At 39.7% G+C, this 25,949-nt stretch carries 22 protein-coding genes, 1 tRNA gene and 2 pseudogenes; all 25 read right to left on the reverse strand.

The features are described 5' to 3' along the window. Window positions 1-269: 269 nt before the first annotated feature. Entirely contained in the window at window positions 270-656 is a 387-nt protein-coding gene (locus tag ADH52_RS05680) for a type II toxin-antitoxin system death-on-curing family toxin (RefSeq protein WP_239668893.1), read from the reverse strand. A gap of 23 nt (window positions 657-679) precedes the next feature. After that, the gene (locus tag ADH52_RS05685; RefSeq protein WP_049510528.1) at window positions 680-874 is read right to left on the reverse strand and encodes an AbrB family transcriptional regulator; all 195 of its coding nucleotides are present in this window, start codon (window positions 872-874) and stop codon (window positions 680-682) included. Between the two features lie 418 nt (window positions 875-1,292). Then, window positions 1,293-2,219 (reverse strand): bifunctional riboflavin kinase/FAD synthetase, encoded by a 927-nt coding sequence (locus ADH52_RS05690; RefSeq protein WP_049510529.1) that lies wholly within the window; start codon window positions 2,217-2,219, stop codon window positions 1,293-1,295. A 143-nt stretch (window positions 2,220-2,362) separates the two neighbouring features. Beyond that, window positions 2,363-5,902: a chromosome segregation protein SMC gene (gene smc / locus ADH52_RS05695; protein ID WP_049510530.1), complete on the reverse strand. Its 3,540-nt coding sequence runs from the start codon at window positions 5,900-5,902 to the stop codon at window positions 2,363-2,365. Next, the gene (gene rnc / locus ADH52_RS05700; RefSeq protein ID WP_049510531.1) at window positions 5,893-6,591 is read right to left on the reverse strand and encodes a ribonuclease III; all 699 of its coding nucleotides are present in this window, start codon (window positions 6,589-6,591) and stop codon (window positions 5,893-5,895) included. Before rnc ends, smc begins: the two co-directional genes overlap by 10 nt. A 183-nt stretch (window positions 6,592-6,774) precedes the next feature. Next, window positions 6,775-6,846 (reverse strand) — tRNA-Arg (locus ADH52_RS05705). Window positions 6,847-6,912: 66 nt separating this feature from the next. Further along, window positions 6,913-7,899 (reverse strand): GMP reductase, encoded by a 987-nt coding sequence (locus ADH52_RS05710; protein ID WP_049510532.1) that lies wholly within the window; start codon window positions 7,897-7,899, stop codon window positions 6,913-6,915. 173 nt (window positions 7,900-8,072) lie between these two features. Further along, window positions 8,073-9,392 (reverse strand): McrC family protein, encoded by a 1,320-nt coding sequence (locus tag ADH52_RS05715; protein WP_193389275.1) that lies wholly within the window; start codon window positions 9,390-9,392, stop codon window positions 8,073-8,075. Then, window positions 9,376-10,026 (reverse strand): annotated as a pseudogene (locus tag ADH52_RS11855) (AAA family ATPase); the annotation flags it as partial. The gene ADH52_RS05715 and the pseudogene ADH52_RS11855, both read right to left, overlap by 17 nt. Before the next feature lie 212 nt (window positions 10,027-10,238). Beyond that, a pseudogene (locus ADH52_RS11860) lies at window positions 10,239-11,289 on the reverse strand (AAA family ATPase); the annotation flags it as partial. 162 nt (window positions 11,290-11,451) lie between these two features. Then, window positions 11,452-12,231: an L-threonylcarbamoyladenylate synthase gene (locus ADH52_RS05725; RefSeq protein WP_049510535.1), complete on the reverse strand. Its 780-nt coding sequence runs from the start codon at window positions 12,229-12,231 to the stop codon at window positions 11,452-11,454. A 27-nt stretch (window positions 12,232-12,258) separates the two neighbouring features. Next, window positions 12,259-12,852: a 3-isopropylmalate dehydratase small subunit gene (gene leuD / locus ADH52_RS05730; RefSeq protein ID WP_049510536.1), complete on the reverse strand. Its 594-nt coding sequence runs from the start codon at window positions 12,850-12,852 to the stop codon at window positions 12,259-12,261. A 9-nt stretch (window positions 12,853-12,861) separates the two neighbouring features. Next, window positions 12,862-14,244: a 3-isopropylmalate dehydratase large subunit gene (gene leuC / locus ADH52_RS05735; RefSeq protein WP_049510537.1), complete on the reverse strand. Its 1,383-nt coding sequence runs from the start codon at window positions 14,242-14,244 to the stop codon at window positions 12,862-12,864. A gap of 3 nt (window positions 14,245-14,247) precedes the next feature. Continuing rightward, on the reverse strand, window positions 14,248-14,517 hold the full coding sequence (locus tag ADH52_RS05740) for a DUF1294 domain-containing protein (RefSeq protein ID WP_049510538.1): 270 nt from the start codon (window positions 14,515-14,517) through the stop codon (window positions 14,248-14,250). Then, window positions 14,514-15,551, reverse strand: coding sequence for a 3-isopropylmalate dehydrogenase (gene leuB / locus ADH52_RS05745; protein WP_049510539.1), 1,038 nt, complete (start codon window positions 15,549-15,551; stop codon window positions 14,514-14,516). The genes ADH52_RS05740 and leuB overlap by 4 nt, the downstream gene beginning before the upstream one ends. Before the next feature lie 11 nt (window positions 15,552-15,562). After that, on the reverse strand, window positions 15,563-17,125 hold the full coding sequence (locus ADH52_RS05750) for a 2-isopropylmalate synthase (protein ID WP_049510540.1): 1,563 nt from the start codon (window positions 17,123-17,125) through the stop codon (window positions 15,563-15,565). 314 nt (window positions 17,126-17,439) lie between these two features. Next, window positions 17,440-18,096, reverse strand: coding sequence for an MmcQ/YjbR family DNA-binding protein (locus ADH52_RS05755; RefSeq protein ID WP_042751273.1), 657 nt, complete (start codon window positions 18,094-18,096; stop codon window positions 17,440-17,442). Window positions 18,097-18,139: 43 nt separating this feature from the next. Next, window positions 18,140-18,772 carry a copper homeostasis protein CutC gene (locus tag ADH52_RS05760; RefSeq protein WP_042751274.1) on the reverse strand — a complete coding sequence of 211 codons (633 nt, stop codon included), beginning with the start codon at window positions 18,770-18,772 and terminating at the stop codon, window positions 18,140-18,142. A 92-nt stretch (window positions 18,773-18,864) separates the two neighbouring features. Further along, window positions 18,865-19,224: a YbaN family protein gene (locus ADH52_RS05765; RefSeq protein ID WP_042751275.1), complete on the reverse strand. Its 360-nt coding sequence runs from the start codon at window positions 19,222-19,224 to the stop codon at window positions 18,865-18,867. 105 nt (window positions 19,225-19,329) lie between these two features. Next, the gene (gene topA, locus ADH52_RS05770) at window positions 19,330-21,417 is read right to left on the reverse strand and encodes a type I DNA topoisomerase (protein WP_049510541.1); all 2,088 of its coding nucleotides are present in this window, start codon (window positions 21,415-21,417) and stop codon (window positions 19,330-19,332) included. A 117-nt stretch (window positions 21,418-21,534) separates the two neighbouring features. Beyond that, window positions 21,535-22,383, reverse strand: coding sequence for a DNA-processing protein DprA (dprA, locus tag ADH52_RS05775; protein ID WP_049510542.1), 849 nt, complete (start codon window positions 22,381-22,383; stop codon window positions 21,535-21,537). An 87-nt stretch (window positions 22,384-22,470) separates the two neighbouring features. Then, entirely contained in the window at window positions 22,471-23,160 is a 690-nt protein-coding gene (locus tag ADH52_RS05780; RefSeq protein WP_020902399.1) for a CTP--phosphocholine cytidylyltransferase, read from the reverse strand. Window positions 23,161-23,171: 11 nt separating this feature from the next. Continuing rightward, complete coding sequence (locus ADH52_RS05785) at window positions 23,172-24,050, reverse strand: DMT family transporter (RefSeq protein WP_049491764.1); 879 nt, start codon at window positions 24,048-24,050, stop codon at window positions 23,172-23,174. Continuing rightward, window positions 24,040-24,909 carry a choline kinase LicA gene (gene licA, locus ADH52_RS05790; protein ID WP_049491765.1) on the reverse strand — a complete coding sequence of 290 codons (870 nt, stop codon included), beginning with the start codon at window positions 24,907-24,909 and terminating at the stop codon, window positions 24,040-24,042. Before licA ends, ADH52_RS05785 begins: the two co-directional genes overlap by 11 nt. Before the next feature lie 16 nt (window positions 24,910-24,925). Then, a complete protein-coding gene (locus tag ADH52_RS05795; RefSeq protein ID WP_049488776.1) occupies window positions 24,926-25,948 on the reverse strand; it encodes a ribitol-5-phosphate dehydrogenase in 1,023 nt (340 codons plus the stop codon). Between the last annotated feature and the right edge of the window lies 1 nt (window position 25,949).

Here is a 25,949-nt window from a genome sequence, read left to right on the forward strand (position 1 = left end):
ATGACAGAAAAAGAGCCTGTTCGTTTTTTGTTATAGTAGATTGAAATAAGATATGAACAAATCGATTAGGAAAATCAAATTAATTTCTAGAATTTTTTTAGCAGTCGTGTTGTACTATTCTAATTTCAACTCATTATATATGAGATGTAGGAAGACACCGAAAATTCTCACTCATCAATAAAAAGAGACAATATCAGTTCCTGCATGACAGATTTCTAATATTGTCTCTTTATTTTTTTCTTATGCTCATTTCAATCCAACATACTAGCTTATTTTTTAATTTTTTCTCTAATAAAATGTTTAGAAACCCATTTAGAATAGCTTATCATTTTTTCATCAGTTAAAGCTCCTACCGCTATCGTCACACACATATCAATAGCTTCTTCCGCAGAAAAAGAAAAGTGATAACCATTTAATTGTAAAAATTGAACCAAAACATAAAAGGCTGTTCGCTTATTGGTATTGGCAAAAACATACTTCTTTATCAATCGGACAAATAATATTGTTGCGTTATCAAAAATTGTTGGATAAAAAGGTTTACTAAAAACAAATTGTTCTGGTAAGTTCACAATCATATTTAACGCTGAAGGACTAACTGTTTGAATTTGCTTATTTGGAGAATACCGTTGAATTACTAAAGCATTGATTTTTTCAATTTACTTTTCCGTTAAATATACTGTCATTTTTCCACCAAAGCTTTGAAAACTTCATCGTATTCATCAAAAATTGTATCCAGTTTTAAATCAAAGGCATCATAAGAAATCTGATGTCCAGACTCTTCGGGAATAAAGATAATTTCGCCACTTGGAATATTGAATTCACTGGGAATCGTAATGGTAATTGAATTTCCTTGTTTTCTTGTTTTTACTGCCATATGATTTCCTCCTTTGAAGTATTGTAACAAATAAGTACGGTAATTACAATGATAGTGTAAAACTGCTATCTCATATCAAATCTTAACCAAAATACTTCTGCATAAGTGATTTTTTCAAGGTTTCCAATTCTTCCAAAGATTTTTGAATTGTCAATTATGATTTTGCTCTTTATGTCATATATTAAATATTTGTTAGAGGATTTGCGTTACCTTCAGTCCAAAGCATCTCCCACAACTGATCAATTTTATTTTTTAATTCACCTGTAATCATATAATCTCTTTTCTTTAGTTTTTAAAGTTATTAATATCCCTATTTTAACAGATTTCAAACAAAGCTTCAATTATGTTTATATCTATAAAAATTTCTTCCAAAAATAAAAAAAAGCAAACACAAAATATGGTTCACTTTTTAAACATTCTACTCTTCATCCTTCCAATTCCGAGCAATTTCTTCATCCTTCTGGAGTTGATCTACCAGTTCTTCAACGGAGTCAAATTTGACCATTTCTCGGACACGGTCTAGCCAGTAAACAATAACTGTTTCACCGTAAATATCATCTGAAAAATCAAAAATATTGACTTCAAAACGTGGCTCTTCTCCATCAAAAGTAACATTTTTCCCGACACTCGCCATTCCACGATATCTTTTACGTTGCACTTCGACATCGACTACGTAAACACCATCTGCTGGCATATAGGTTCGATCTCGTAAAACTAGGTTTGCTGTTGGATAACCGATAGTCCGTCCACGAGCATTACCATGAACAACCATTCCACGTGATGGTAAAGGAGTACCGAGTAAATAATTAGCTTCCCTGACATCTCCATCAAGAATAGCTTGCCGAATACGAGTAGAACTAATCTTCCCCTTTTCATCCTCAACAGGTGGAACAATGATGATTTCTCCATCAAAATAATCCTTCAGGTCAGCCGCAGTTTTTTTATCAGAACCAAAGGTGTAATCAAATCCTGCTACGATAATAGCGGGTTTTAATGCCCTAACATAGGTATCAAAGAACTCTTGACCCGTTAAACTAGCAAATTTACTACTAAAGTCAAGTAAGAAAAGAGCCTCTACTCCATGCCATTTCATCTTATGTTCCCGTTCTTCATGGCTGACAATATGAAGCATTAATTCTGGCTTGTAAGGTTGCAAAGCAAGCTTAGGGGACTCTGTAAAGGTCATCACGACAACTGGTAGATAATCTTTCATCGAAGCCTTACTAGCTACTTCAAAAAGCTTTTGATGTCCCTTATGAATACCGTCAAAATAGCCTAATACAAGAACTGTTTTATCCGGTACTGCGATGTCTTTTTCATTTTTTATAGGTACTGTTGTAATCATGAAACTATTATATCATAGAGAAAGCCTTTTCGCTAAAAGGAAAGCCCAAATGTCGTTTTTTGCCCCTAAACTGACCTTAAAAAACTTTTCAAAATGTTAGTTTAAAAAAATAGCACCTCCTAAGAGATGCTATCGTTTAGCGCTTAGTTTACTGTTTCTTCCAAATCTTTTAACTTAACCGAAACAATTTTTGAGACACCTGATTCTTGCATGGTCACTCCATAGATAGAATCGGCTGCTGCCATGGTTCCCTTACGGTGGGTTACGACGATAAACTGGCTGTCCTTATCAAAGCGGTTAAGGTAATCCCCAAAACGTTTAACATTGGCTTCATCTAACGCAGCCTCTACCTCATCTAAGATAACAAACGGGATAGTCTTAACTCGAATGATAGAGAAAAGCAAAGCAAGAGCAGAAAGAGCTTTTTCACCACCACTCATGAGGTTAAGCGACTGGATTTTCTTGCCTGGTGGTTGGACAGAAATCTCAACCCCAGCTGTCAGCAGGTCTCCCTCAGTCAAAATCAAGTCAGCCTGACCTCCACCAAACATCTGCTTAAAGGTCACTTTAAAGGACTCACGAATAGCTTCAAAGGTTGATTTAAATCGTTCCTTGACTTCATCGTTCATTTCTGTAATGGTTTCAAGGAGCAGATTTTTCGCTGACAAAATATCATCTCGTTGGCTATTTAGGAAATCCAGACGATTGTGAACTTCTTCGTACTGGTCAATAGCGTCTAAATTGACAGGACCCAGTGAGCGAATAGCTTTCTCCAAATCCTTAACCTCTTGCTCTGCCAGATTGAGATTTTCCAATTCATGCGCCTTTTCTAGAGCTTCAGTATAGCTAATCTGGTACTGGTCTGTTAATTGACTTTGTAGATGGCGCAAGCGCTCGCTGACCTTTTCTTTCTTGGCTTCAGCACGAGTTTGCTTGCGAATCCACTCTTCATTCTGCTGGCGAGCTTGGTCCAAATGACTGGCAATATCATCCAGCTGACCCTCAATATCATCCAACTCAAACTGCTTGCGAATCAAACCTTGTTGGAGGTTCATTTTCTGAGTTTTGGCCTCTTCCGCCTGTTGACCGAGCAATTCTGTATCAACCTTCTCCAGATTATCAACCTTTTCTTGAAGAAGGCGCTGGATTTCCTCTTGCTCAAGATCAAGATTGTCCAATTCCTTGCCTAAACGCTCAATATCAGCTACTTCATAACGTTTTTGTCCTTGCAGTTCAGTCTTACGCAAGCGAGCTTGTGCTACCTCTTCCTGCAAGTTTTGATAGCGTTCTTGGATGGCGTTTTTATTAGACTTAATCTCTTCAATCTCAGCTTCCAGATTTTGCTTGTCACTGGCGATAGTAGTAAGGCGCTCTTGGCATTTTTCCTTATCCTCTTGCCAATCACCCTCAGAAAGACGATTTAATTCCTCTTCTTGGAGTTTCCAAAGAGTTTCCAGTTCTTCAACTTGCTGACTGGTCTGCTGATAAGCGAGGGACAAGCCCTGCTCCTGGATACGAGCTTGCTCTCCCTGAGATTTGATGGCTTCTAACTTTTCTGTCAATGAAACCATCTCATCTTGCAAGTTCTTCAAACTCGCTTCATCTGTACGCAAGCTTGCTTCTTCTTCAGCAATTTCTTTTTGTAATTGTTCCAGTTCTGGCTTGATGAAAATGCTATTATTCTGACGATTGGCTCCACCTGCATAGGAACCACCTGTACGCAGCTCTGTCCCATCCAATGTCACCATGCGGACCTGGTAACGAACCTGGCGAGCAGCCGCACGAGCCTGTTCTACGGTATCAAAGATAGCCGTCGTAGCTAGCAAATTCTTGAAAATGGCTTCCAGTCTAGTATCGAATGTCACCAGCTCATCAGCCATACCCAGAAATCCTGGACTTGTAGCAATAGCATCTTGGTTCTGACTAGAAATCGTACGCGCCTTAATAGTGGTCAAAGGAAGGAAGGTCGCACGACCAGCTCTAGTTCGTTTGAGAAAATCAATTGCTCTAGTTGCTGCATGTTCATCTTCTACGATGATATGCTGACCGCTCGCTCCCAGTGCGATTTCCAGAGCAGTTTGATAATGCACATCAAAGGTCAAGTGCTCACTGACTGCACCAATAATCCCACCAAGGCGAGCTTTTTCTTGGAGAACACTCTTAACACCTGCATAAAAGTTACTATGATTTCTCAGAATATTTTCCAAACTCTGAGCTCTGGCCTGCTTGTTTTTGAGATTATCCAGACGGTCAAATAGTTGACTTTGTTGAGCTTGATAGGAAGATTTCTGCTCCTCTTGCTCCTTGGCAATAGCTTGATAGTCAGCCAATAATTTTTGAACTTGCTCCTTGGCAGTTTCAAGATCCGCCTTTTGCTGACTAGCCTTCTCTTTAGCTGTAGCCAACTGTTCTTTCAGCTTTTCTAATTGATCTGCTTGTTTTTGAGAAAGCTGACGACTATTTTCCAACTCATTCTCGATGCGAGTCAGTTGGTTTGAGACATCCGCTTCTTCTTGTAAAAGCGCCACAAAGCGTTCACGTAATAGCTCAATCATCTGATCAGGATCATCTGAAAAAGCCAGCAACTCAGCTTCTAAACGATTAAGTTTTTGATTATTTTGGACTAGATTTTCTTCTAAGAGAGCTAAAGAGCTTTCCTTATCAGATTTTTCTTTGCTGAGTGAATTTCTCTTATCCTCCAAAGCAGCCAAACGAGCTTGTGCTTCCTGTTGATTCAGAGCTACTTGCTCAGATTCCAGTTTCGATAGGGCTAATTTTCTCTCTAAATCACTAATCAGACTGGTCAAATCCATCAAACTGACTTGGTCTTTGGCCATTTCAGCCTGTAAATCTTGGCGTTGCTTTTTAAGAGTTTGATTTTCTTCTTCTAATTTTTCACGCTTTTGGTAATAGCTCATCAAGAGTTCCTGAACCTGAGCTAACTCTTCTTCTGTCGAGTCTAGTTCAGCTTTATTTTCATTGATTTGAGCAACCAGAACGTCTAAATAAATAGCCTTGCGTTGTCCTTCCAAGTCTAGAAATTTACGAGCATTTTCAGCTTGCTTCTCAAGAGGCTTAATTTGATTGTCCAACTCGTAGATAATGTCCTCTAAGCGGTCTAAATTATCCTGAGTTTGTTGTAGTTTACTCTCAGTTTCTTTTCGACGAGTCTTGTATTTTAAAACTCCTGCAGCTTCTTCAAAAATAGCTCTGCGTTCTTCAGGCTTGGAGTTGAAAATCTCCTCAACCTTCCCTTGGGAAATAATGGAGAAGGAATCTCGTCCCAAACCTGTATCCAAGAAAAGATCATGAATATCACGCAGACGTACTTTCTTACCGTCAATCTTGTATTCGCTATCTCCGCTACGATAGATATGGCGTTCTACCCTGATTTCTTGACCTGCATCCTTGATAAATCCGTCATGATTATCCAAAGTCACAACTACAGAAGCATAATTGAGCGGTTTGCGACTTTCTGTTCCAGCAAAGATGACATCCGGCATCTTGCCGCCACGGAGACTCTTAACACTTGACTCCCCCAAGGCCCAACGCAGACTTTCTGTAATATTCGACTTTCCAGATCCATTGGGACCAACAACTGCCGTCACTCCTTGGTCAAAAACGACCTTAGTCTTGTCAGCAAAAGACTTGAATCCCTGAATTTCGATTTCCTTTAAATACATGAATCCAGCCCTTTCTCAACGGCATTTTTGGCAGCTTCCTGCTCTGCTAGTTTCTTAGAACGACCTTGACCTTGACCAATGCTCTTACCTTCGACAAGAACTTCTACATCAAAGACCTTATCGTGGGCAGGACCCGTTTCAGAAATCACCTGATAACGAATAGCCACATCCCCATTAACCTGAAGCAACTCTTGGAGATGGGTTTTGTAGTCTGTAATCATCTCAAATTCGCCTGCTTCAACCTTAGGAATCATGACTTGATAGATAAATTCCTTGACCTTGGCCACATCCTTGTCCAAAAGGAGGGCACCAAGAAAGGCTTCAAAGGCATCACCAAGAATGGTATCACGATTGCGACCACCAGATTTTTCTTCCCCCTTACCCAGCTTGATAAACTGGTCAAACTGGCAATCACGCGCAAAACCAGCCAAACTCTCCTCGCGGACAATCATGGCACGGAGTTTAGACAAATCACCCTCAGGTTTTTTAGGATATGTTTTATACAGATATTCTGAAATCAATAACTGTAGAACAGCGTCTCCTAAAAATTCCAAGCGCTCATTGTGTGAAATTTTTAAGAGGCGGTGCTCATTGGCATAACTCGTATGAGTAAAGGCAGTTTCCAGTAAATTTTTGTCTGCAAATTCGATTGCAAAATGGTTTTTAAGTACAGTTTGTAATTCTTTCATACCAACCTCTTTCTAACTGATAACAGTCCTTTTTATTATATCAAAAAAAGCCCCCTGAGTCACTTTAAAATGGGACTGGAAAGCATTTGGGCATTCTTTAAAAAGAGATTTTCAGTTTTAAGGGCCAATTTAGGGCTGTGTAAAGAAAAAAGCCCTATTAAAGGCTTTTTTAGGATGTTTACATCCACCCTGAGGGAATCGAACCCCCATCTCAAGAACCGGAATCTTACGTGATATCCATTACACTAAGGGTGGAAACTTGTTTTATTATAACAGAAATTTGCTCTAATAACAAGTTTTTTTCTGGCCATATAGCCCGTCTTAGTGGGAAGCATCCCCATTCCAGATGGAGTTTTTCACGATAACATAATCAACGTGTTTAAGGTCAGCAACCTGACGTCCACCTGCATAGGAAATAGCACTTTGAAGGTCTTGTTCCATCTCAGTTAAAGTGTCTTGCAGATGACCTTTAGCAGGAAGCAAGATACGTTTGCCTTCCACATTTTTGTAAGCACCCTTTTGATATTGTGAGGCTGAACCGTAATATTCTTTGAACTGTTCACCATCGACTTCAATCGTTTTCCCTGGACTTTCAATATGTCCTGCAAAGAGGGAACCAATCATGACCATGCTGGCACCGAAACGAATAGACTTGGCAATATCACCATGAGTACGAATTCCTCCATCAGCGATAATCGGTTTACGCGCAGCCTTGGCACACCAGCGTAGAGCAGCCAACTGCCAACCACCTGTACCAAAACCAGTCTTAACCTTGGTGATACAAACCTTACCAGGACCGATTCCGACCTTAGTAGCATCCGCACCAGCATTTTCCAATTCACGCACCGCTTCTGGTGTTCCTACATTTCCAGCAATGACAAAGGTATCTGGCAATTCTTTCTTGATGTGTTGAATCATAGAAATCACGCTATCTGCATGACCATGGGCAATGTCAATCGTGATGTACTCAGGAGCATCAGCCTTGAGCTCGCTAACGAAATCATACTCGTAGTCCTTAACACCAACAGATATAGAAGCAATGAGCCCTTGCTCGTGCATGCGTTTAATAAAAGGAATGCGTCCTGCCTCATCAAAACGGTGCATAATGTAGAAGTAACCACCTTTAGCCAGTTGCTCTGCTACATTTTCATCCAAAATTGTCTGCATATTAGCTGGCACAACAGGTAGTTTAAAGGTGTGATTTCCTAGAGTGACACTTGTATCTGCTTCTGCACGGCTTTTAATGACACATTTATTTGGAATCAATTGAATATCTTCGTAATCAAAAATTGGAAATTCATTTAACATATCGATGTCTCGTTTCTTTTATAATGACCTACCTATGCTTGCGCATCACTACGTCTTTTCCGACGTTTCCTTAATTAATTATAAACCAAAGTACAGTTTTTGTCAAATAATTTTATAAATTAAAAAATATAGTTCGGATTTTCTTGTATAAATAATAAAAGAAAGAGGAGAGATTATTTTCTCCCCACTTCTTTAGTAATATTACTTTTAAAAATTTCTTCGGAGTTTTCCAGCATTTCACAAAATTCACTATAGGATGAAGACTTCTGAGGAATTTGGATAGACCATTTCTTCAACAAAGCTCCATAACCTGCTAGCTTTCCTATCTCATTATCAACAACCTTGTCCTTGCTCGGAAAAACAAGACCAGCCTTCTCAGCTTTCAAAATATAAGAATAGGAAATCAGCTGGAATAAGTCCTCACGGTTTATTCCTTTTTCAGTATCTTCAAGCTTTTTATATTTAGCGTCTAACACAATTTTTAAATCTCTATTATAGAAATCTGGATAAACTTTTCGTTCTCGACTAGAAAATACTGAAATTCCGTCCGTCTTATCTTTATTTCGTGGATGGATGAAATCTTTTGGCAACAAAGTATGAACATACTCTTCCCAAAGCCAGGCAACATCAAAAAGAATACCATGAATTTTTTGATCTTGATACCCCAAACCGTGCTTTTCTTGGTTTAGGATCATCAGACAAAGTTCTTGTAACTTTCTGTACTCGTGAAAGTATGCATGACGTATAGGTTTAGATTGATTTACCCGAATAATCTTAGCACGATCAGCTAGTTTATAAGAGGGCGTTACACGCACGATTTCAGCTACGTTTTCACGACTAGTTGAGAGATTATCTAGTACCCCTTGACCAATGCTTTTCTGGTTCTTAATGTATTCAATAGTGTGACGGACCAACTGCATGAGGGGATTATCATAGGTGAACTCTCTTGTTGTGTAGGCAATATTTCCCGTTAAAGGAAGGTTTTTCTTGAGATGGTTTCTTACATCAATCACTCCCTTAACATTACTGTCATTATGAGAAAATCGATGGTATTCCTTATAAAGACCTTTTCGAATAGCAGCTTGTAGATACTTGGGGAAGAGATACATCAAAAGTTGATAAAGCCTCTCTTCACGAGACAAAGCAACATCTAAACTAGTGAGATTGATATGAAGAACCTTGTGTAAGAGATAATGCAAAAAATGGTCATTACTCTCATCAGAAAAACGAGAGGAAATCGTTAATCTTTCCTGACCACAACCCAGAAAACCAATCACATTTCCTGTCTTGATTTCCTGATTAACTGTTTCAAAGATTTTTTGGTCCTTTTCTAAGTCAGGAGAATTCTTCAAATCATTTGGAAAAATGAAAACACGTTCATCTTGGGATAGACTTTCCAAGGTTCTGTCTAAAAGAAGATTGCTTAGTTTAGGATATTCTTCAACAAATTCTTCTTTAACAATCTTGTGTTGATTATCAGTGATCCGCATCATCGTTTTCATCGCCTTCATTGTCATCAGCTACTGCCTGATCTTTTTGCTCATTCTTTGTCAGATCGAATGCTTTTTTCAATGTTTCTAGAGTTTCAGCTTCATCATAAGAACCACGTACATAATCTTCCAAAAGTGGTTTGAGATAATCAGACCAGAGTAATTCATAATCATAATCCAATTCTTTTAAATTACGGAAATAACTTGGTCCGATATGATAATGACTATTTAATTCCTGAACATTTTCAATAGCAGCATTCAAGTTTCTTAGTCTAGTTTTAGCTTCTTCAGCACACTCACCTAGTTCTTTATCTAGAATATAAAGTTGACTTTCAGCCGTAACTTCAACAAATCGGAAACGACGACGCATAGCAAAATCAAAAGTATCAACAGATCTATCTATATCATTCATAGTTCCGATAATATAGACATTTTCAGGGATATAAAATTTCTCATCAGTTTCATGTAAATTAGCATATTGGGTAGATACACTTCCCTTTTCACCACGATAGCCTTTATCAATTGAGAAAAAGAGTTCTCCAAAAATCTTAGAAATCTCACCACGGTTGATTTCATCGATGATGAAGACGAATTTCTTGTCTGTGTCAATCGTTGGAGATACATAATCACATAATCCATAACTTTCTTTCATGTGATCCAAAACAATTTTTTGATAAGTTTCGTACTTTAAATTAGTATCTTCACCCTTGTACAAAAGATACACTTTTTCTTTGGTAGCAACAGGAGAATCAAACTTCACATTCCCTTGACTGTTTAGACTGGCTGGAACAGAACTACGAGAGAAGAAGTATTGTCCTTGCTTTTCATTGATAGCATCCGTTAGCTTAGCCCACGTTTCCTCAAAATTATCTTGTCCTCCAGTTTTCTGAGCTTCTTTCGCCCTCTGACAGAACTTCTTAAAAATACCATCCTCTAGCTTAAACTCAATAGCTCCATCCCCATTTGATACCGGTCTCAGCCCCTCTACAAAATCCGTATAGTCATAAGATGGGTGAAACTGTACAAAGCCGATTTGCTCCTCATGACCTTCCGTTAAATCTTTAGCAATTTCTTTAGCAAGATAAGTTTTTCCTGTACCAGGTGCACCTCGGAGGATTAGGTTTTTGGATTGTAGTAGAGTTTGAGTTAATTGATGACGAAAATTGTTTGATGAATCCATTGTACTATTTTCTTCCTTATTTTCCATAAAGAGCTTAGAATACTCAAAAAGCATAGTTCCTAATTTCGATGGCTCCAACTCAGGATAAGTTTTGGACAACAGGTCAATTATTTTATGATTTTGCAGATAAGGTCCACCTTGAGTTGTTTGAGAAACAAAGTGGCTCCAAAATTCTTTTTGACTATTAATATTTACACCAAAGAAAGGATATCCCTCAGAATAGATACAAAGTAATTTTGTCACCATAGCAGAACGACCAACAAATTCATTTGTTGATCTTTTCATATCAAAAATAGGATTTTCAAAATTAAAACGAATACCTTCTTTGATAATTTCATACAAATCTGATTTTAATTTTGAAAATCGCTGATCCAACTCTGAAAGCGGAATGACTTTATTACCTTGATCTTTATAACTCTTTGTTTTTTCATTCCAATAAATCCCAAATTTTGAAGCTGAGCCACCAGAAATTCCAAGAAATAGATTTTTGTATTTTCCCTTCTCAAGAGCGTAGCACAAAGACTTATTTTGCTGTCCCTTTCCTATTACATATTCATCGATTGACATTGTTAAAATCCTATTCAAAGGCCATTCCTGGAGAAACTCTTCTTTTAATTTATCATTAAACTTTTCACCAGCAGTTGCCTTATTTAATAACTCTTCTTTATTTAGACTATACCATTTATAAAAATCTTCTAAACTAACTTTTCTTTTATTCATCAATCTAACCCCTTTTACTAATGATGTTTAAATATTAGCATTACTTATTAACATATATTTTATAAATAGAATACCATATCCTATAGAAAAAGAAAAGAATTTCTAAAGAAAAAGCCTAGTGTAGAGAGCTTTATTACCTCATAACACTAGACTCTTTTTATCTTAATAATACTCGCCTTGGCGGTAGTCCCATGAGTTAAAGATATCTGACAGGTGCATCATAATCTTATCAATGTCAAGCCCTTTGCGGATTACAACTGGAGCTGGTGAAGTTGAACGAGCTCCTCCTTGTTCTGGGATGAGTTTGCCGTCCTTATCGACCATAGAGACCATCACACCTTGCTCGTAGCGTGTTTCAATCGTTTTGTCAGGCTGGATTGATGCCACGTAGTCGTCTGCCTCGATAACAAGGTCCACTGCGCCTTCTATACGTTCTCCGATTCCTTCTACCTTACCACGATTTCCTTTGCCAGATGGGTTTGCAGATGAAGCGTATACCATCTTGCCTTCTTCCCAAAGTTTGGCAGCCAATTGTTCACCAGCTTTCCCGAATTTAATAACAAAACAGCTAGTACCACGCACGTCAGTCATGAGTTCTTCACGACCATCCCCATAAGCTTTGAGTTTTTCAAAAGCTTCTGGTTTCCATGGAAGGATACATCCAAGAAGAATATCTTCATCCCAATGTTTTTGATAAAAGGCTTCAATTTCTGGGTTGAGTTGTGCTAAAGCACGAAGCTCATCCATGCTACCACAAAGTACAACACCTGGTTTATTACGGTTACGTTCTTTGGCTGCGAACTTGCGTTCAAGACCAGCCTTGTCACTAGTCATGATGATGTAACCAACTTTTGTAGGACAAACGATACATCCGCCCTCACCTTTTAAAATGTCATAGCCTTCTTGTGAAAGTGTTCCGTTCCATTGAATGTGTTTTGTCATAGTTCTATTTCCTTTTCTATTTTTCTTCTAATCCTGCCAGTAGTCTGGTCGTTGTTTTTCATAAGCAGCAATCAAGTCTTCATACTGCAAAGTAATACCGATATCATCCAAACCATTTAAGAGCTTGTGTTTCCATTCGCTATCGATTTCAAAAGTGAATTCTCCAACTGGTGAGATGATTTTTTGTTGTTCCAAGTCCACAGTTACCTGGTCACTTGGTTGTAGCTGAGCTAGTTTCTCTCGAACCTCTCTGGGCTGAACAATGGGCAACATGCCATTATTGAGTTCATTATTGTAATGAATATCACCAAAAGACCCCGCAATCACGACTTTAAAACCATAGTCAGCTAGGGCCCAAGCTGCGTGTTCCCTCGAAGAACCTGCCCCAAAGTTATCCCCTGAGATGAGTATAGTTGCTTTACGGTATTCAGGTCGGTTAAAGACAAAGTCTGGATCCTCAGTATACTTGTCATCCAAATAACGCCAAGCATACATGAGGTACTTACCAAAGCCTTTTTTATCAATCAGCTTGAGAAACTGCTTGGGTAGGATTTGGTCGGTGTCGATGTTATCATTCATGAGAGGAACGGTCGTTCCCGTATAAACTGTAAATTTCTCCATATCCTCTCCTTACTGGGCTTCTGGCATTTGCCGAACATCTACGAAACGCCCTGCAATAGCTGCCGCAGCTGCCATAGCTGGACTACAGAGATGAGTCTTAGCACCAAAGCCTTGTCTATCTTCAAAGTTTCGATTGCTGGTTGAGGCACAGTGGACACCATCAGGTACCTTGTCAGGATTCATCCCTAGGCACATAGAGCAACCTGGGTCTCTCCACTCAAAGCCAGCATCTAGAAAGACCTTGTCCAAACCCAACTTCTCAGCAGCTCGTTTGACAGGACGAGAGCCTGGAACTACAATTGCTGTTAGATTGGGAGCAATTTTCTTTCCTTTAACAAATCGCGCAGCTAGTTGTAAATCGCTGAGACGAGCATTGGTACAAGATCCGATAAAGATATAGCCCAGTTCAATATCTGCCGGCTTTTGACCTGGTTCCAAGTCCATGTAATTGTAGGCGCGCTCATCATTCATATCCTTAATTTCTGGGAAGCTACTGTCAAAGTCAACCCCCATAGCAGGATTGGTGCCCCAGGTCACCATTGGAGCCAAGTCTGAGACATCCATCTGGATAACCTTATCGTAAACAGCATCCTCATCACTGACAAGGGTTTTCCAATCCGCCACAGCCTCTTCAAAGTTCTCTGGAACACATTCTCGTCCCTTGAGATAATCATAGGTAGTTTGATCCGGATTCATGATTCCCATCTTGGATCCAAACTCGATGGACATATTGCAGATGGTCATTCGCTCTTCCATGCTCAGTGCATCAATCGCTTGTCCCCGATATTCCACCACATAGCCAACGCCGCAAGCAACGCCGTACTTGGCAATCAAGGCGAGAATGTAATCCTTAGAATAAACTCCTTTTTGACGAACACCAGTGAATTCCACCAGCATTTTCTTGGGTTTGACCTGCCAGAGGGTCTGTGTCGCAAAGACATGTTCGACCTCACTGGTCCCAATCCCAAAAGCGATAGCTCCGAAAGCTCCATGGGTTGCTGTATGACTGTCTCCACAGACAATGAATTTTCCTGGTTGGGTCCGTCCAGTTTCTGGACCAACCATATGAACAATCCCCTGCTTTTCAGAACCGTGGGCCGCATGTTCAACCCCAAACTCCTCAACATTTTCAGCTAGCTTATCAATTTGTGCTTTAGAAATCACATCTCGAATATCGTAGATATTGACCGTCGGGACATTGTGGTCAAAGGTTCCAAATGTCAAATCTGGTCGTCTCAATCTGCGACCTGCGTCTCGTAATCCTTGAAAAGCTTGGGGACTGGTCACTTCGTGGATATAATGCTGGTCCACATACATGAGTTGGGGCTGCCCCTCTTCTCCTGTGATGACATGACGGTCCCATAATTTATCAAAAATCGATTTTCCTGCCATCCATTACCTCCAAATAAAATATAAGGCTACTAGTGTGGTTATCATCCCGAGAAACCAAACCGTCTTAAAGTACCATTTTCTAGTCTTGTGATGAAAGATGATTCCTGCTAACCAGGCACCAAAACCACCACAAGTAAAGGCTAAAATGAGTAAGATTTTCTCAGGGATGCGCCAAGCTCTTCTCCTTGCCTTGGATTTGTCAACGCCATAAATCACGAAAACCATGACATTCCAAATCAAAAGGACTAGAGTAATTTTTTCGTCTAACTTCATATCCTTGCAATAATAGCTTCCGTCATTTCCTTGGTCGAAGCCTGCCCACCTATATCTCTTGTTAAAACACCAGCTGCCAAACTTGCCTCAACAGCACGCTCGATACGCTCTGCATCCTCATAACGTCCAAAACTGTCTCTCAACATCATGGCAACTGATAAAATCATTGAGATAGGATTGGCAATTCCTTGACCAGCAATATCAGGTGCTGAACCGTGAATAGGTTCATAGAGACTTGGTCCATTTTCAGAATGACTGGCTGATGGCATAACCCCAAGTGTACCAGATAGAACGCTTGATTCATCAGATAAGATATCTCCGAAAAGATTTTCCGTCACGATGACATCGAACTTGGCAGGATTGGTAATCATGAGCATGGCAGCTGAGTCCACCAACTGGTGTTCCAAGGTCACATCTGGGAAATCCTGCGCGACTTCCTCAGCTACTCTGCGCCAGAGTTTTGATGTTGCTAGAACATTTTGCTTATCGATACTAGTAACGATTTTTCTGCGACTTCTTGCGATTTCAAATGCCTTGCGAATAATCCGCTCCACTTCCTCATAGCTATAGTCGTTGATATCACGCGCTTTTCGCTCTTCAAGGATATGGTCTCCAAAGTAAATCCCGCCTGTCAACTCACGCACCACGACAAAGTCTACACCAGCAATTCGTTCTGGTTTGAGTGGTGACAAATGCTTGAGACTATCAAAGATTTTTACAGGGCGAATATTGGCATAGAGATTGAGTTCCTTCCGAAGAACCAGTAAGCCTTGTTCAGGGCGAACCGCTGCTCCATCATACTGAGGACTACCGATAGCCGCTAAGAGGATAGCATCTGCTTCCCTACTTGCCTTGAGGGTTTCATCAGGTAAAGGATGCCCTGCAGCATCAATACCTGCACCTCCGAAGGGTCGTCTATCAATCTCATAGTCAAAACCTGTTTTTTCAGCTAGAGCTTCCAGAACCTCTAAACCAGCCTCCATGATTTCTGGGCCAATTCCGTCCCCTGCTAGAGCTACTATTTTCTTTGTCATAGCCTTCTCCTTTACACACTAGGCATATCGCGATATGAAACGCTACGTCCCATCTCACCAGCATTCTCTTTTTGAACAAAGGTATTAGCATTGATATAGGCAATAGCCGAAGCCTTCAGCACATCGAAATCAAGCCCTGCTGCATTAAAGATGGTTTCTGTATCTCTGTTTTCAACAGTGACCAAGACCCGAGCCTGGGCATCAATTCCATCTGTTACCGCATCAATGGTATAGGACACCAAGCGGACAGATTGGTTAAAGAACTTATCGATAGCGTTAAAGATTGCTTCAACAGAACCTTGCCCTGACGCATTGAAATCAACTTTCTCACCATCCATATTGGCTAGGCTAACGAGTGCTTCAATGTCATTATCTGCATGAGTTTGAAGTTGTAAATCATCAAAGTGGAAGCCTTCTGGATTTTCAACCATGGTTCCAGCTACCAGAGCACGAATATCTGCATCTGTGATTTCTTGTTTCTTGTCGGCCAATGCCTTGAACTTAGCGAAGAGTGGTTTGATATCCTCTTCTGTAAAATCTAGGGCCAATTCTCTCAGTTTCTCAACAAAAGCATGACGTCCAGATAATTTTCCAAGCGGAAGGCTATTACTCTTGACACCGACCAATTCAGGAGTGATGATTTCATAAGTAAGAGGATTTTTAAGGACTCCGTCTTGATGAATACCAGATTCGTGAGAGAAGGCATTGCCACCAACAACGGCCTTGTTTTTAGGAACTGGGATACCTGAGAAGCGAGAAACCATTTCTGACGTATTGATGGTTTCATTTAGGACAATACTGGTTTCTGCTTGGTAGTAATCTTGGCGAATGTTAAGGGCTACTGCAATTTCTTCTAGGGCTGCATTCCCAGCTCTCTCACCAATACCGTTGATAGTTCCTTCAACACGTCCTGCCCCATTCTTGACAGCAGCAAGGCTATTTGCCACTGCCATTCCAAGGTCATCATGACAGTGAGGCGAATAGATGATCTGACGATCTGTCTTGACATTCTCAATCAAGTGTTTGAAGATGGCTCCGTACTCTTCTGGAGTGGTGAATCCAACCGTATCAGGAATATTGATATAAGTCGCACCTGCATCAACCGCTGTTTGAACAACTTGCAAGAGGAAATTCAACTCTGTTCTGGTCGCATCCTCTGGAGAGAATTCAACCACTTCAAACTTAGAACGGGCATAAGAAACATGCTCTTTAATAGCTTCCAAAATCTCTTCCTTGCTCTTATTGAGCTTATATTTGCGGTGAATCGGACTGGTAGCAATAAAGACGTGAACCTGTGGATACTTAGCGTCCTTGAGGGCCTCATAACAAGCATCAATATCAGACTTGACAGAGCGTGCCAAACCAGTCACTGCCGTTTTCTTCAATACCTTAGCGATCTCCTGAACTGCTGTAAATGAATCAGGACTAGCCGCTGGAAAACCAGCTTCGATGGCTGAAATACCCCATTTCTCCAACTGTCTTGCTATGGCAATTTTTTCCTTGATTGAAAAATTAACGCCCGGTGTCTGTTCTCCGTCCCGAAGGCTGGTATCTAGAAATTCAACTGTTCTCATAAAGATCTCCCCTTTTCCAAATGTGGTTTTAAAAAAACATCTCGCTCAGAAGTCCAAGCGAGATGTTGATTCACTCCCGCTTGGTAAGCCAAACAGGACTAATGCTTTTTGCACTAGCCCGAGTACCTCAACAACAAAGCGAATTGATTAAACTTAGCTGTTTTCATGTTTGACTTTCTCCTTCGTTTGATATCTTGTTTAGTATTTTAGCATAGGCAAAAGTACTTGTCAAGAAAAAATCCAATATTTTCTGAAAATTTCTTCAGTAGAGAATATTTTGCTAATTGAAAGTCGTTGAAAAATATTGAAATGTTTCATTTTTTAGTGGTTAAGTTCCAACTTTTTTCTATCAATTCTAGCACTTCTTCATCTGATAAAGCATCATCAAGCGCCACACTAATCCAGTAGCGTTTGTTCATATGAAAAGCTGGATAAATACCTTTATTTAAAAGTAAATCAGCTACTTGGTCATGTTTGAGGTTGACTGCTTCCACCTGTCCTTCTCTGCCCTTTTCCAACTTATCCCAAGAGATTTTCATCAAGACGGCATACCACTTTTTATTGCCTTCGTGTCTTAACACTGCTGTATCAGGTGATTTTTCCCACAGATACTCCAGCTGATTACCATACTTTTCTTGAACTTGAGTCATGATTCGTTTAGTCTGAGGACAGATAAAATCTTGCACATCAAAACAAGCCTTCCGAATCTGGTAAAGAATCTCCAGACAAGCCTCACGGACACTTGCAACAAAACTTCCTTTAAAACTTTCCATATGGACTTGAGGATAGAGGTCACCAGTCTCATGGTCAAAGACTTGAAAACTCACATTATCAGCAGTGATGGATACAGTCATGACAAAGTCACCTTGCAAAATCTGGCAACTATAGGTCCAGACTCCACTATTTTCTACAAAACCATAGGCAAAAGCTTTTTCTTGATTAAACTGATAGGATTTAAATATTTCAAACATAAGCGAAAACTGCTACCCAAGGCTAGCAGTTCCTTTCTATTTTTTAAAAGACAACCTTAGTTCCATGTAATTGTGTCACGCCAAGCTGGTCTATAAAGGTTTGACGGTTGTCAAGGCCAATCCCCCCACCTGGTAGAATTTCAATCTTACCTTTAGCGTGCTCTAAAATTCTGTGATAGTGAGCAAAACGTTTGTCTAGAGAGTCGCCAGATACACCAGCGCGAGTCAGGATACGAGTGACACCAGCTTGGCTGAGCCAGTCAATAGCTTCTAACTGGTCTTCTTCGCTCAATTCATCAAAGGCCATGTGAAAGACAATTTCCATTCCTTTTGATGCAGCTATTAACTTCTCAAGATTAGGCTTATCCAACTTCTTATCAGCAGTTAAAACCCCAAATACAACCCCTTGACTTCCAGCCTGAGCGGTCAACCGAATGTCTTCTAACATGATATCAATTTCTAGGTCATTATAGACAAAGTCGCCACCACGTGGACGAATCATGGTCATGATGGTCGTATCGTAGTTAGCTGCCAATTCAACCGCTGCCTTGGTCACTCCATAGCTGGGAGTTGTCCCACCAACTGCTAGATTGTCACAGAGTTCGATTCGACGAGCTCCAGCCTGCATCGCTTTTTCAAGCAAGGTCACATTTTCAGCACAAAATTCGTAGATCATTTGATTCTCCTTGATTATTACTTTGAATTTATTATATCATATTATTGTAAATATGCTTTCAATTTTATCGAGGCAAATAACTACTATTTTAACTATTCTTTGTCTGGAATGACCTTAAAGAGATAATAGGTGATAAAGATGGTCAAAGCACCCAGACCTATTTTGACAGGTAAGAGAGGAGCAAAATAAATGGAAATCCCCATCAAGATGTAGATAGATACGATGATTTTTTTCTTTCGTTCACGCGCAATAGACTTAGTCTCGCGAAAATCAGCTACATATGCTTGATAGAGCTTGGTATGATAAAGCCAATCTTCGAAGCGCTTGGAACTTCTTGAGAAACAAGCAATAGACAACAAAAGAAAAGGCGTTGTAGGCAACAAGGGTAAAACAACCCCAACAATAGCCAAGACCAGTGATAAAAAACCAATAATTAGATAAATAATACGCATAACTACTCCTAATTAAAATAATCTTCTTCTAGTTTCGCATACAATGATGAATTTTGTCAAGTTCTAATCAAAAAGAGCCTGAAATTCACTTTCAGGACTCTCCTCTTATTTAATCTTTTCTTCTTCGTAGTCGCCATTGCTACAAACAACCTGCTTGCCACCACCACGAACTTTTTTCTCCATGAGGAAGTTGCCACATTTTGGACAATCACGACCAACAGGCTTGTCCCAAGAAGTAAATTCACAGTCTGGATAGCGATTGCAACCATAGAAGAGGCGGTTACGCTTGGTTTTACGTTCAATGATTTGTCCCTGATGACAACTTGGACACTCAACACCGATTTCTTTCACGATTGCTTGGGTATGACGGCAATCTGGGAAATTGCTACAAGCGTAGAACTTACCAAAACGACCAAGTTTAATAACCATTGGACTACTACACACTTCACAGTCAAATCCAGCTGGTTCATCCTTGATTTGGATTTTCTCCATTTCTTCTTCAGCCTTGGCAACCTCTTTAGAGAAAGGTTTGTAAAAGGCATCAATAACACGTTGCCACTGCTCTTTTCCAACTTCGACATCATCCAGTTTGCCTTCCATTTCAGCTGTGAAGGTCACGTTTACGATATCTGGGAAATATTCAACGATGAGCTTATTGACAATTTCTCCCAACTCTGTCGGTTCAAAACGTTTGGCTACAAGGCGAACATAATAGCGTTTCTGAATAGTTTCAATGGTTGGGGCGTAGGTTGACGGACGTCCAACCCCATTTTCCTCCAAGGTCTTGATCAGTGTCGCTTCAGAATAGCGAGCAGGCGGTTGGGTGAAATGTTGCTCTGGTTTGCTATTGACCTGCTTAACCACATCTCCAACAGCCATATCCGGTAACATCTTATTCTTATCAGAATCATTATAAATGGCAAGATAACCATCAAACTTAACCTGACTACCATTGGCAGCAAATTGGACCCCATTTTGAGACAATTTAACAGCCATGGTATCAAAGACAGCAGCTGTCATCTGGCTCGCCACAAAACGATTCCAAATAAGAGTATAAAGCTTGAGCTGATCCTTGTCCAAATACTTAGCGATACTTTCAGGTGTATTAAAGACGCTAGACGGGCGAATAGCCTCGTGGGCATCCTGAGCACCTGAAGCGTTTTTGACCTTGCTACCATGCTTAGAATACTTGCTACCAAAACGGTCCGTGATGAAACTTGCTGCTTCATTCTGCGCTACAGGACTGATACGAGTCGAATCGGTACGCATATAGGTAATCAAACCTTGCACACCAGACCCAATATTAATTCCTTCATAGAGCTGTTGGGCAACCATCATAGTTTTTCGAGTACGGAAATTGATTTTATTAGCAGCATCCATCTGCATAGATGAAGTGGTATAGGGTAATGGAGCATTGCGTTTGCGCTCTTTCTTATCCACCTGATCTACTGAAAAATCTTTACTAGTCAGACGAGATAAGACTTCCTTGACCTCATCATTACTAGTCAGTTTTAGCTTTTTACCATCTACTCCATAGAAGGAAGCCTGAAATTGCTTGGTTCCCTTCTTAAAGACACCATCAATTGTCCAGTATTCTTCAGGCTGGAAGGCGTTGATTTCATTCTCACGGTCAATGATGAGTTTAAGGGCAATGGACTGTACGCGCCCTGCTGACAAACCCTTCTTGACCTTTTTCCACAAAATAGGCGAAATCGAATAGCCTACCAAGCGGTCCAAAACACGACGAGCTTGTTGGGCATCTACCAAGTCCATATCAATCTTGCGCGGTTCTTTAAAAGCATTTTTGACTGCATCCTTGGTGATTTCATTGAAGACCACACGGTTGGCATCATTTTCATCCAAGTTGAGAATATGAGCCAAATGCCAAGAAATCGCTTCTCCTTCACGGTCCGGGTCACTCGCCAGAAAGACTTTATTAGCTTTTTTAGCTTCTTTTTTCAAGTCATTGATAAGAGGACCTTTTCCTCGGATATTGATATATTGCGGTTCGTAATTATTTTCAATATCGACGGACATACTGGATTTCTTCAAATCACGGATATGCCCGACACTGGCTAAAACCTTGTAGTTTCTGCCTAGATATTTTTCAATCGTCTTGGCCTTAGCAGGCGACTCCACGATTACTAGATTTTTTTTAACTGTTGATTTTTTCTTTTTTGTTGCCGTAGCCACAGTATCACACCTTTTCAAAGTAATAAACTTTATAAAGTGTAAACCATTTTGCCATAACTGTCAAGACTTAGCTACTATATATAGAAGAAAAGTTGGTTTAAAAAGCAAAATTTCGTCTTAAAATTCAAATTCCGCAAGAACATCTTGCCCACTGGTGACCAATTTTCCTCCTTCTTGAATCAAATGATGACATCCATCAGATAGTCCATCTAAAATGCTACCAGGTATAGCAAAAACATCGCGTCCTTCTTCCATTGCCCTCTCACAGGTAATGAGACTACCTGAACGCATCTTAGCCTCTGCTACAATCACACCACGACAAAGTCCAGCAATGATGCGATTACGGGCAGGAAAATGAAATTTTAGAGGTTGTTCACCAGGTCCATACTCACTGAGAACCAGATGGTCATTGCCGATGTAGTCTTGCAAGCGTTTATTAGCTTTAGGATAAAACACATCCAGTCCTGTTCCAATCACTGCAATGGTTTTTCCGCCATTCTGAAGAGCTGCCATATGCGCTGCTGTGTCAATGCCCCTGGCTAGTCCACTGACGATAACCAGTTCATTTTCCAAGCCCTGAATGACTTTTTCAACTGACTTAGCTCCCTGTTTGCTACAAGCACGACTTCCTACGACTGCTACCTTAGGAAATTTCAAGAGATCCAGATTTCCCTTGTAAAATAAAAGTACAGGCGCATCATATATTTCACTCAAATCCCAAGGGTAACAGTCATCTAAAATAGAGAAAGATTGAAATTTTTGAAATTCTTTCTCCAAATGCGCATCATCTATCTGAAAATAACGTTCCATAAAAACAGCTGGATTTCGGCAACCTGATATATCTGCAATATCACCTAACAACAGTTCTTGATCAACATTTTCACCGTATTCTAGGACATTCAAAATCTGTTGATTGGTCAAACCTGATTTTTTTAACTTATAGATTTCATAGTTTGTGATTTTCATAAATATCTCCATTTCTTTTTCTACTCATCTATTTATTCGTAAAAAAATCAAAAAACATCCGACTATTTCAGCCAGATGTTGGAATCTTTAATTTTCGTTTTTAAGAATTTCTTCCAATTTATGATAATCTTGGACACTGTCAATTTCATAGATGCTGTTGCCTTCTAATTCTTCAACATAGACATCTAGTTCTTTGATATTATCCTTAACCATATTATCCCAATAGAGGTCAACAAATTCACCACTTGCATAAGCCTTGTCGATAAAGCTGACAATCTTTTCTGCAGTTGGAGCATCCCAGAAGGATACACCACTCAGGATACGACCAGCTTTGCTATCAACAATAATGTCTTGAACTTTGTAGTCATCGCCATAGACTAAGAACCATTCGTTGGTACAATCTTCACGATAAACACTAAAATAAGTAGAACGTGTCAAATCATTGCGGAACATATTTTTAAAGAGATAATTGTCAGCATCAATAACATAACTGTTAGCTAATTCTTCTTTTACAAGATAGAGAGAGTAAAAGTTATTGTAGTCAGCGTATTTATCATTGAAAACGAGGCGAACACCATATTTTTCTTTTAAGTAATCAAATTGTTCTTTAAGGTAACCAACAATGATGATGATATCATGGATACCTTTTTCTTTTAAAAACTCAATTTGGTATTCAATCAAAGGTTTTTGATTAACCTGAACCAAGGCTTTAGGGGTATTTTCAGTCATAGGACGCAAGCGAGTTCCCAATCCCGCTGCTAAGATGATGGCTTTCACACGAATCTCCTTTATTCTTTAATAATAATATAAACTCCAGCAATGACGACAAGTGACGTAATAATTGTCAGCATATCTAGCGGTGCACCCAAGAAAACAACTGCAAACAAGACTGTCCATACTACATAGCTCACATTCAAGCCTGTAGCCTTGGCTGGTTGCAAGCGATTGATAGCGATATAATAAGCCAAGTAGGAAATCATATCAAAGGCTGCAAAGACAATCATAAGACCTAGCAATTGGCCATTGGCCACTTCTGAAAATGATTGATGAGAGAAGAGTACAATCACAAGATAGGACAAGAATGAAGTCACTTGACGGATTAAGAGGGCTTCGATTTCACTTAATTCACTTTCCATAGCAAAGGAGCTGAGAACACTCTCACTTCCCCATGCAATAGCACAAACTAAAGCACAGAGAATCCCAATATAGAAGGAATTGACCTGTTCAACCTTATAGGTCTGGGCAATAATCCCTGCAATAATCAAGATAATCCCAAACACAGTATTTTTCGAAATCTTGTGCTTCAAGAAGAAGAAAGCCAATAAAACTGAAATCGCAGGGTAAATAGCTGATACAGATGAAGCTAAAGAACTTCCGATATACTTAACTGCATAAAGATTGGCCTGCATACCGATAGGGCCTGCTAGTAAGGCTCCGATGATAACACTAACATTGCGAATATTTAAGAAAATTGAGAGACGAACTTTTCCTTCTTTTACCAAGAGAAAAGCTAGTAAGATAAAGATACTCAAGAAATCATGAGCAGCGGCTACCACAAAGGGTGACAAATCTGTAAAAATCGAAAAGATATAAGCACTGATCGTTAGACCTAACCCCCAGAAAATACCTGAGAGTAGACCAAAAGAAACTCCATTTTTATTTTTCATCAGAACCTCCATAATAAGCTAGACCTTTAACAGCTCTTTGATAACGATTCACACCATAATCACCAAAATCTGCGCCTTGCTCTTCCTTATAGACTGTCCATAGACTCCAAATGGTATCTTGTAAAATTTTATAAATGGCAATCTTTTCACGAGAGACAGGTGTTTGGTCACTCTCATAGTGAGATAAGAAAGCTTCTTCCTCTTGGGGAGTGAATTCAGATTCTAAAAAGAGGGCAGCCAAATCCCACATTGGATCATTCATTGATGAATATTCCCAGTCAATCAGATAAAGTCGTCCTTGAGGTGATTCGATAAAGTTTTCAGGCACCAAATCGATATGACAAGATTTTCTGTCAACACCTAAGTCAGCCAGTCTTTTCTCTAAAGAGAAGACTTCTTCTCTAACTGCTTCATAGTTGGCATAAGGGATTTTCTCTTCAATCAAGGATTCGTATTTTTTGATTTCTTCAAACGGAGCAAATTCTCCTCTTAATTCCTTGCCAGAAGCATGAATAGTTTGTAATATTGGAGCAATTTTATCAAATTTGGTCTTGATTGACGTTGAATCAAGCGTAATCGCAGATTCAATATACTCATTTACTTTGATACCAGCTTCAATATCAAAAAGATAATTTTTGACATCTAGGTCTAAATCTTTAAGTAGTTCAAGATTGTACTTTTCATCTTGACGATTGATCAGCTTTTCAGTCCCTTTACCAAAGAACTTAACGATGTACTGCTTATTTGTTGTTTTGGCCAAATAGTTTTGATTGGTCATTCCCCCCAGTTGTTCAACACTGAGGACTTCCTCTTCTTGACTAAGTAAGGAAGAAATTTTTTCTTTAATGATTTTCTCCACAATTAACCTCCAGCACCTATACTTCCCACTTAAACACTGTTTTAAAGGCTGTGTTTAAATCGGTCGCAAAGACACGGTGAATATCTTTAATTTCTCTTACAGGTTCTTCTAGATAAAGGATATTTTTAAGACGATTGGCAAATTTCTTGACTTCCATCATTTGGATTGCATTTTCAAAATCGATGCGACCAGAACGAGAGGAACCAACCAAGAGCAAACCTTTTTCTAAGGCATCGCGTGTATTGAGATTGACTTTATACTCACTAACTCCCATCATGAGAATCGTTCCCTGAGGACGAATGTAGCGAATCAAGTCATTAATAGCTGGTCCAGTACCATCACCACCACAACACTCAAAAGCATGGTCAAAGGCCAAATCTTCAGGAATATTATCAGTAATATAGCATTCCTTGGCAAAAGAGAAGAGTTCCAACTTTTCCCAATGACGACCAATAACCACAATCTCTGCTTCTGGTAGAGTATAGTTGATAATATTGGCAACCACAAAAGCTAAACTTCCATCTCCGATGACGGCGATTCGGTCCCGCTTGCTATGAGCAAGTGTCAATAAGCGATTCATAGCATGCATACCGACACTGACAAACTCTGTAATGGCTGCAACCGTATCTTCGATAGCATCATAAGGCACCACACGATCTTTAGGGAGAGAAACAAATTCTCTCATAAAGCCATCAAAGCCACTAGACAAGAAATGAGTCCCTATCATGTAGTTTTCATAGAATTCTTCATCACTCTGCATAGGAGGCTGATTAGGAATCATGACAACTTTTTGACCAACCTCGTAGGTTCCTGTCGGGTCAGAAATAACGGTTCCACATGACTCGTGAATCATTGCCATTGGAAGTTTTTTATTCAAAATCTTCGGATCACGTTTTCCTTGGTAGTAACGCTGATCCGCATGACAGACCGCCATATAATTAGGGCGGATGAGGATATGATTCTCTTGGTCAATAGCCTCTTCCTGATATTTGACATTGATAAACTTAGGCTTTGTTAGTTGGTAAATTTGATTAATCATT

The organism is Streptococcus pseudopneumoniae, from assembly GCF_001072665.1.
GTDB lineage: Bacteria > Bacillota > Bacilli > Lactobacillales > Streptococcaceae > Streptococcus > Streptococcus pseudopneumoniae_S.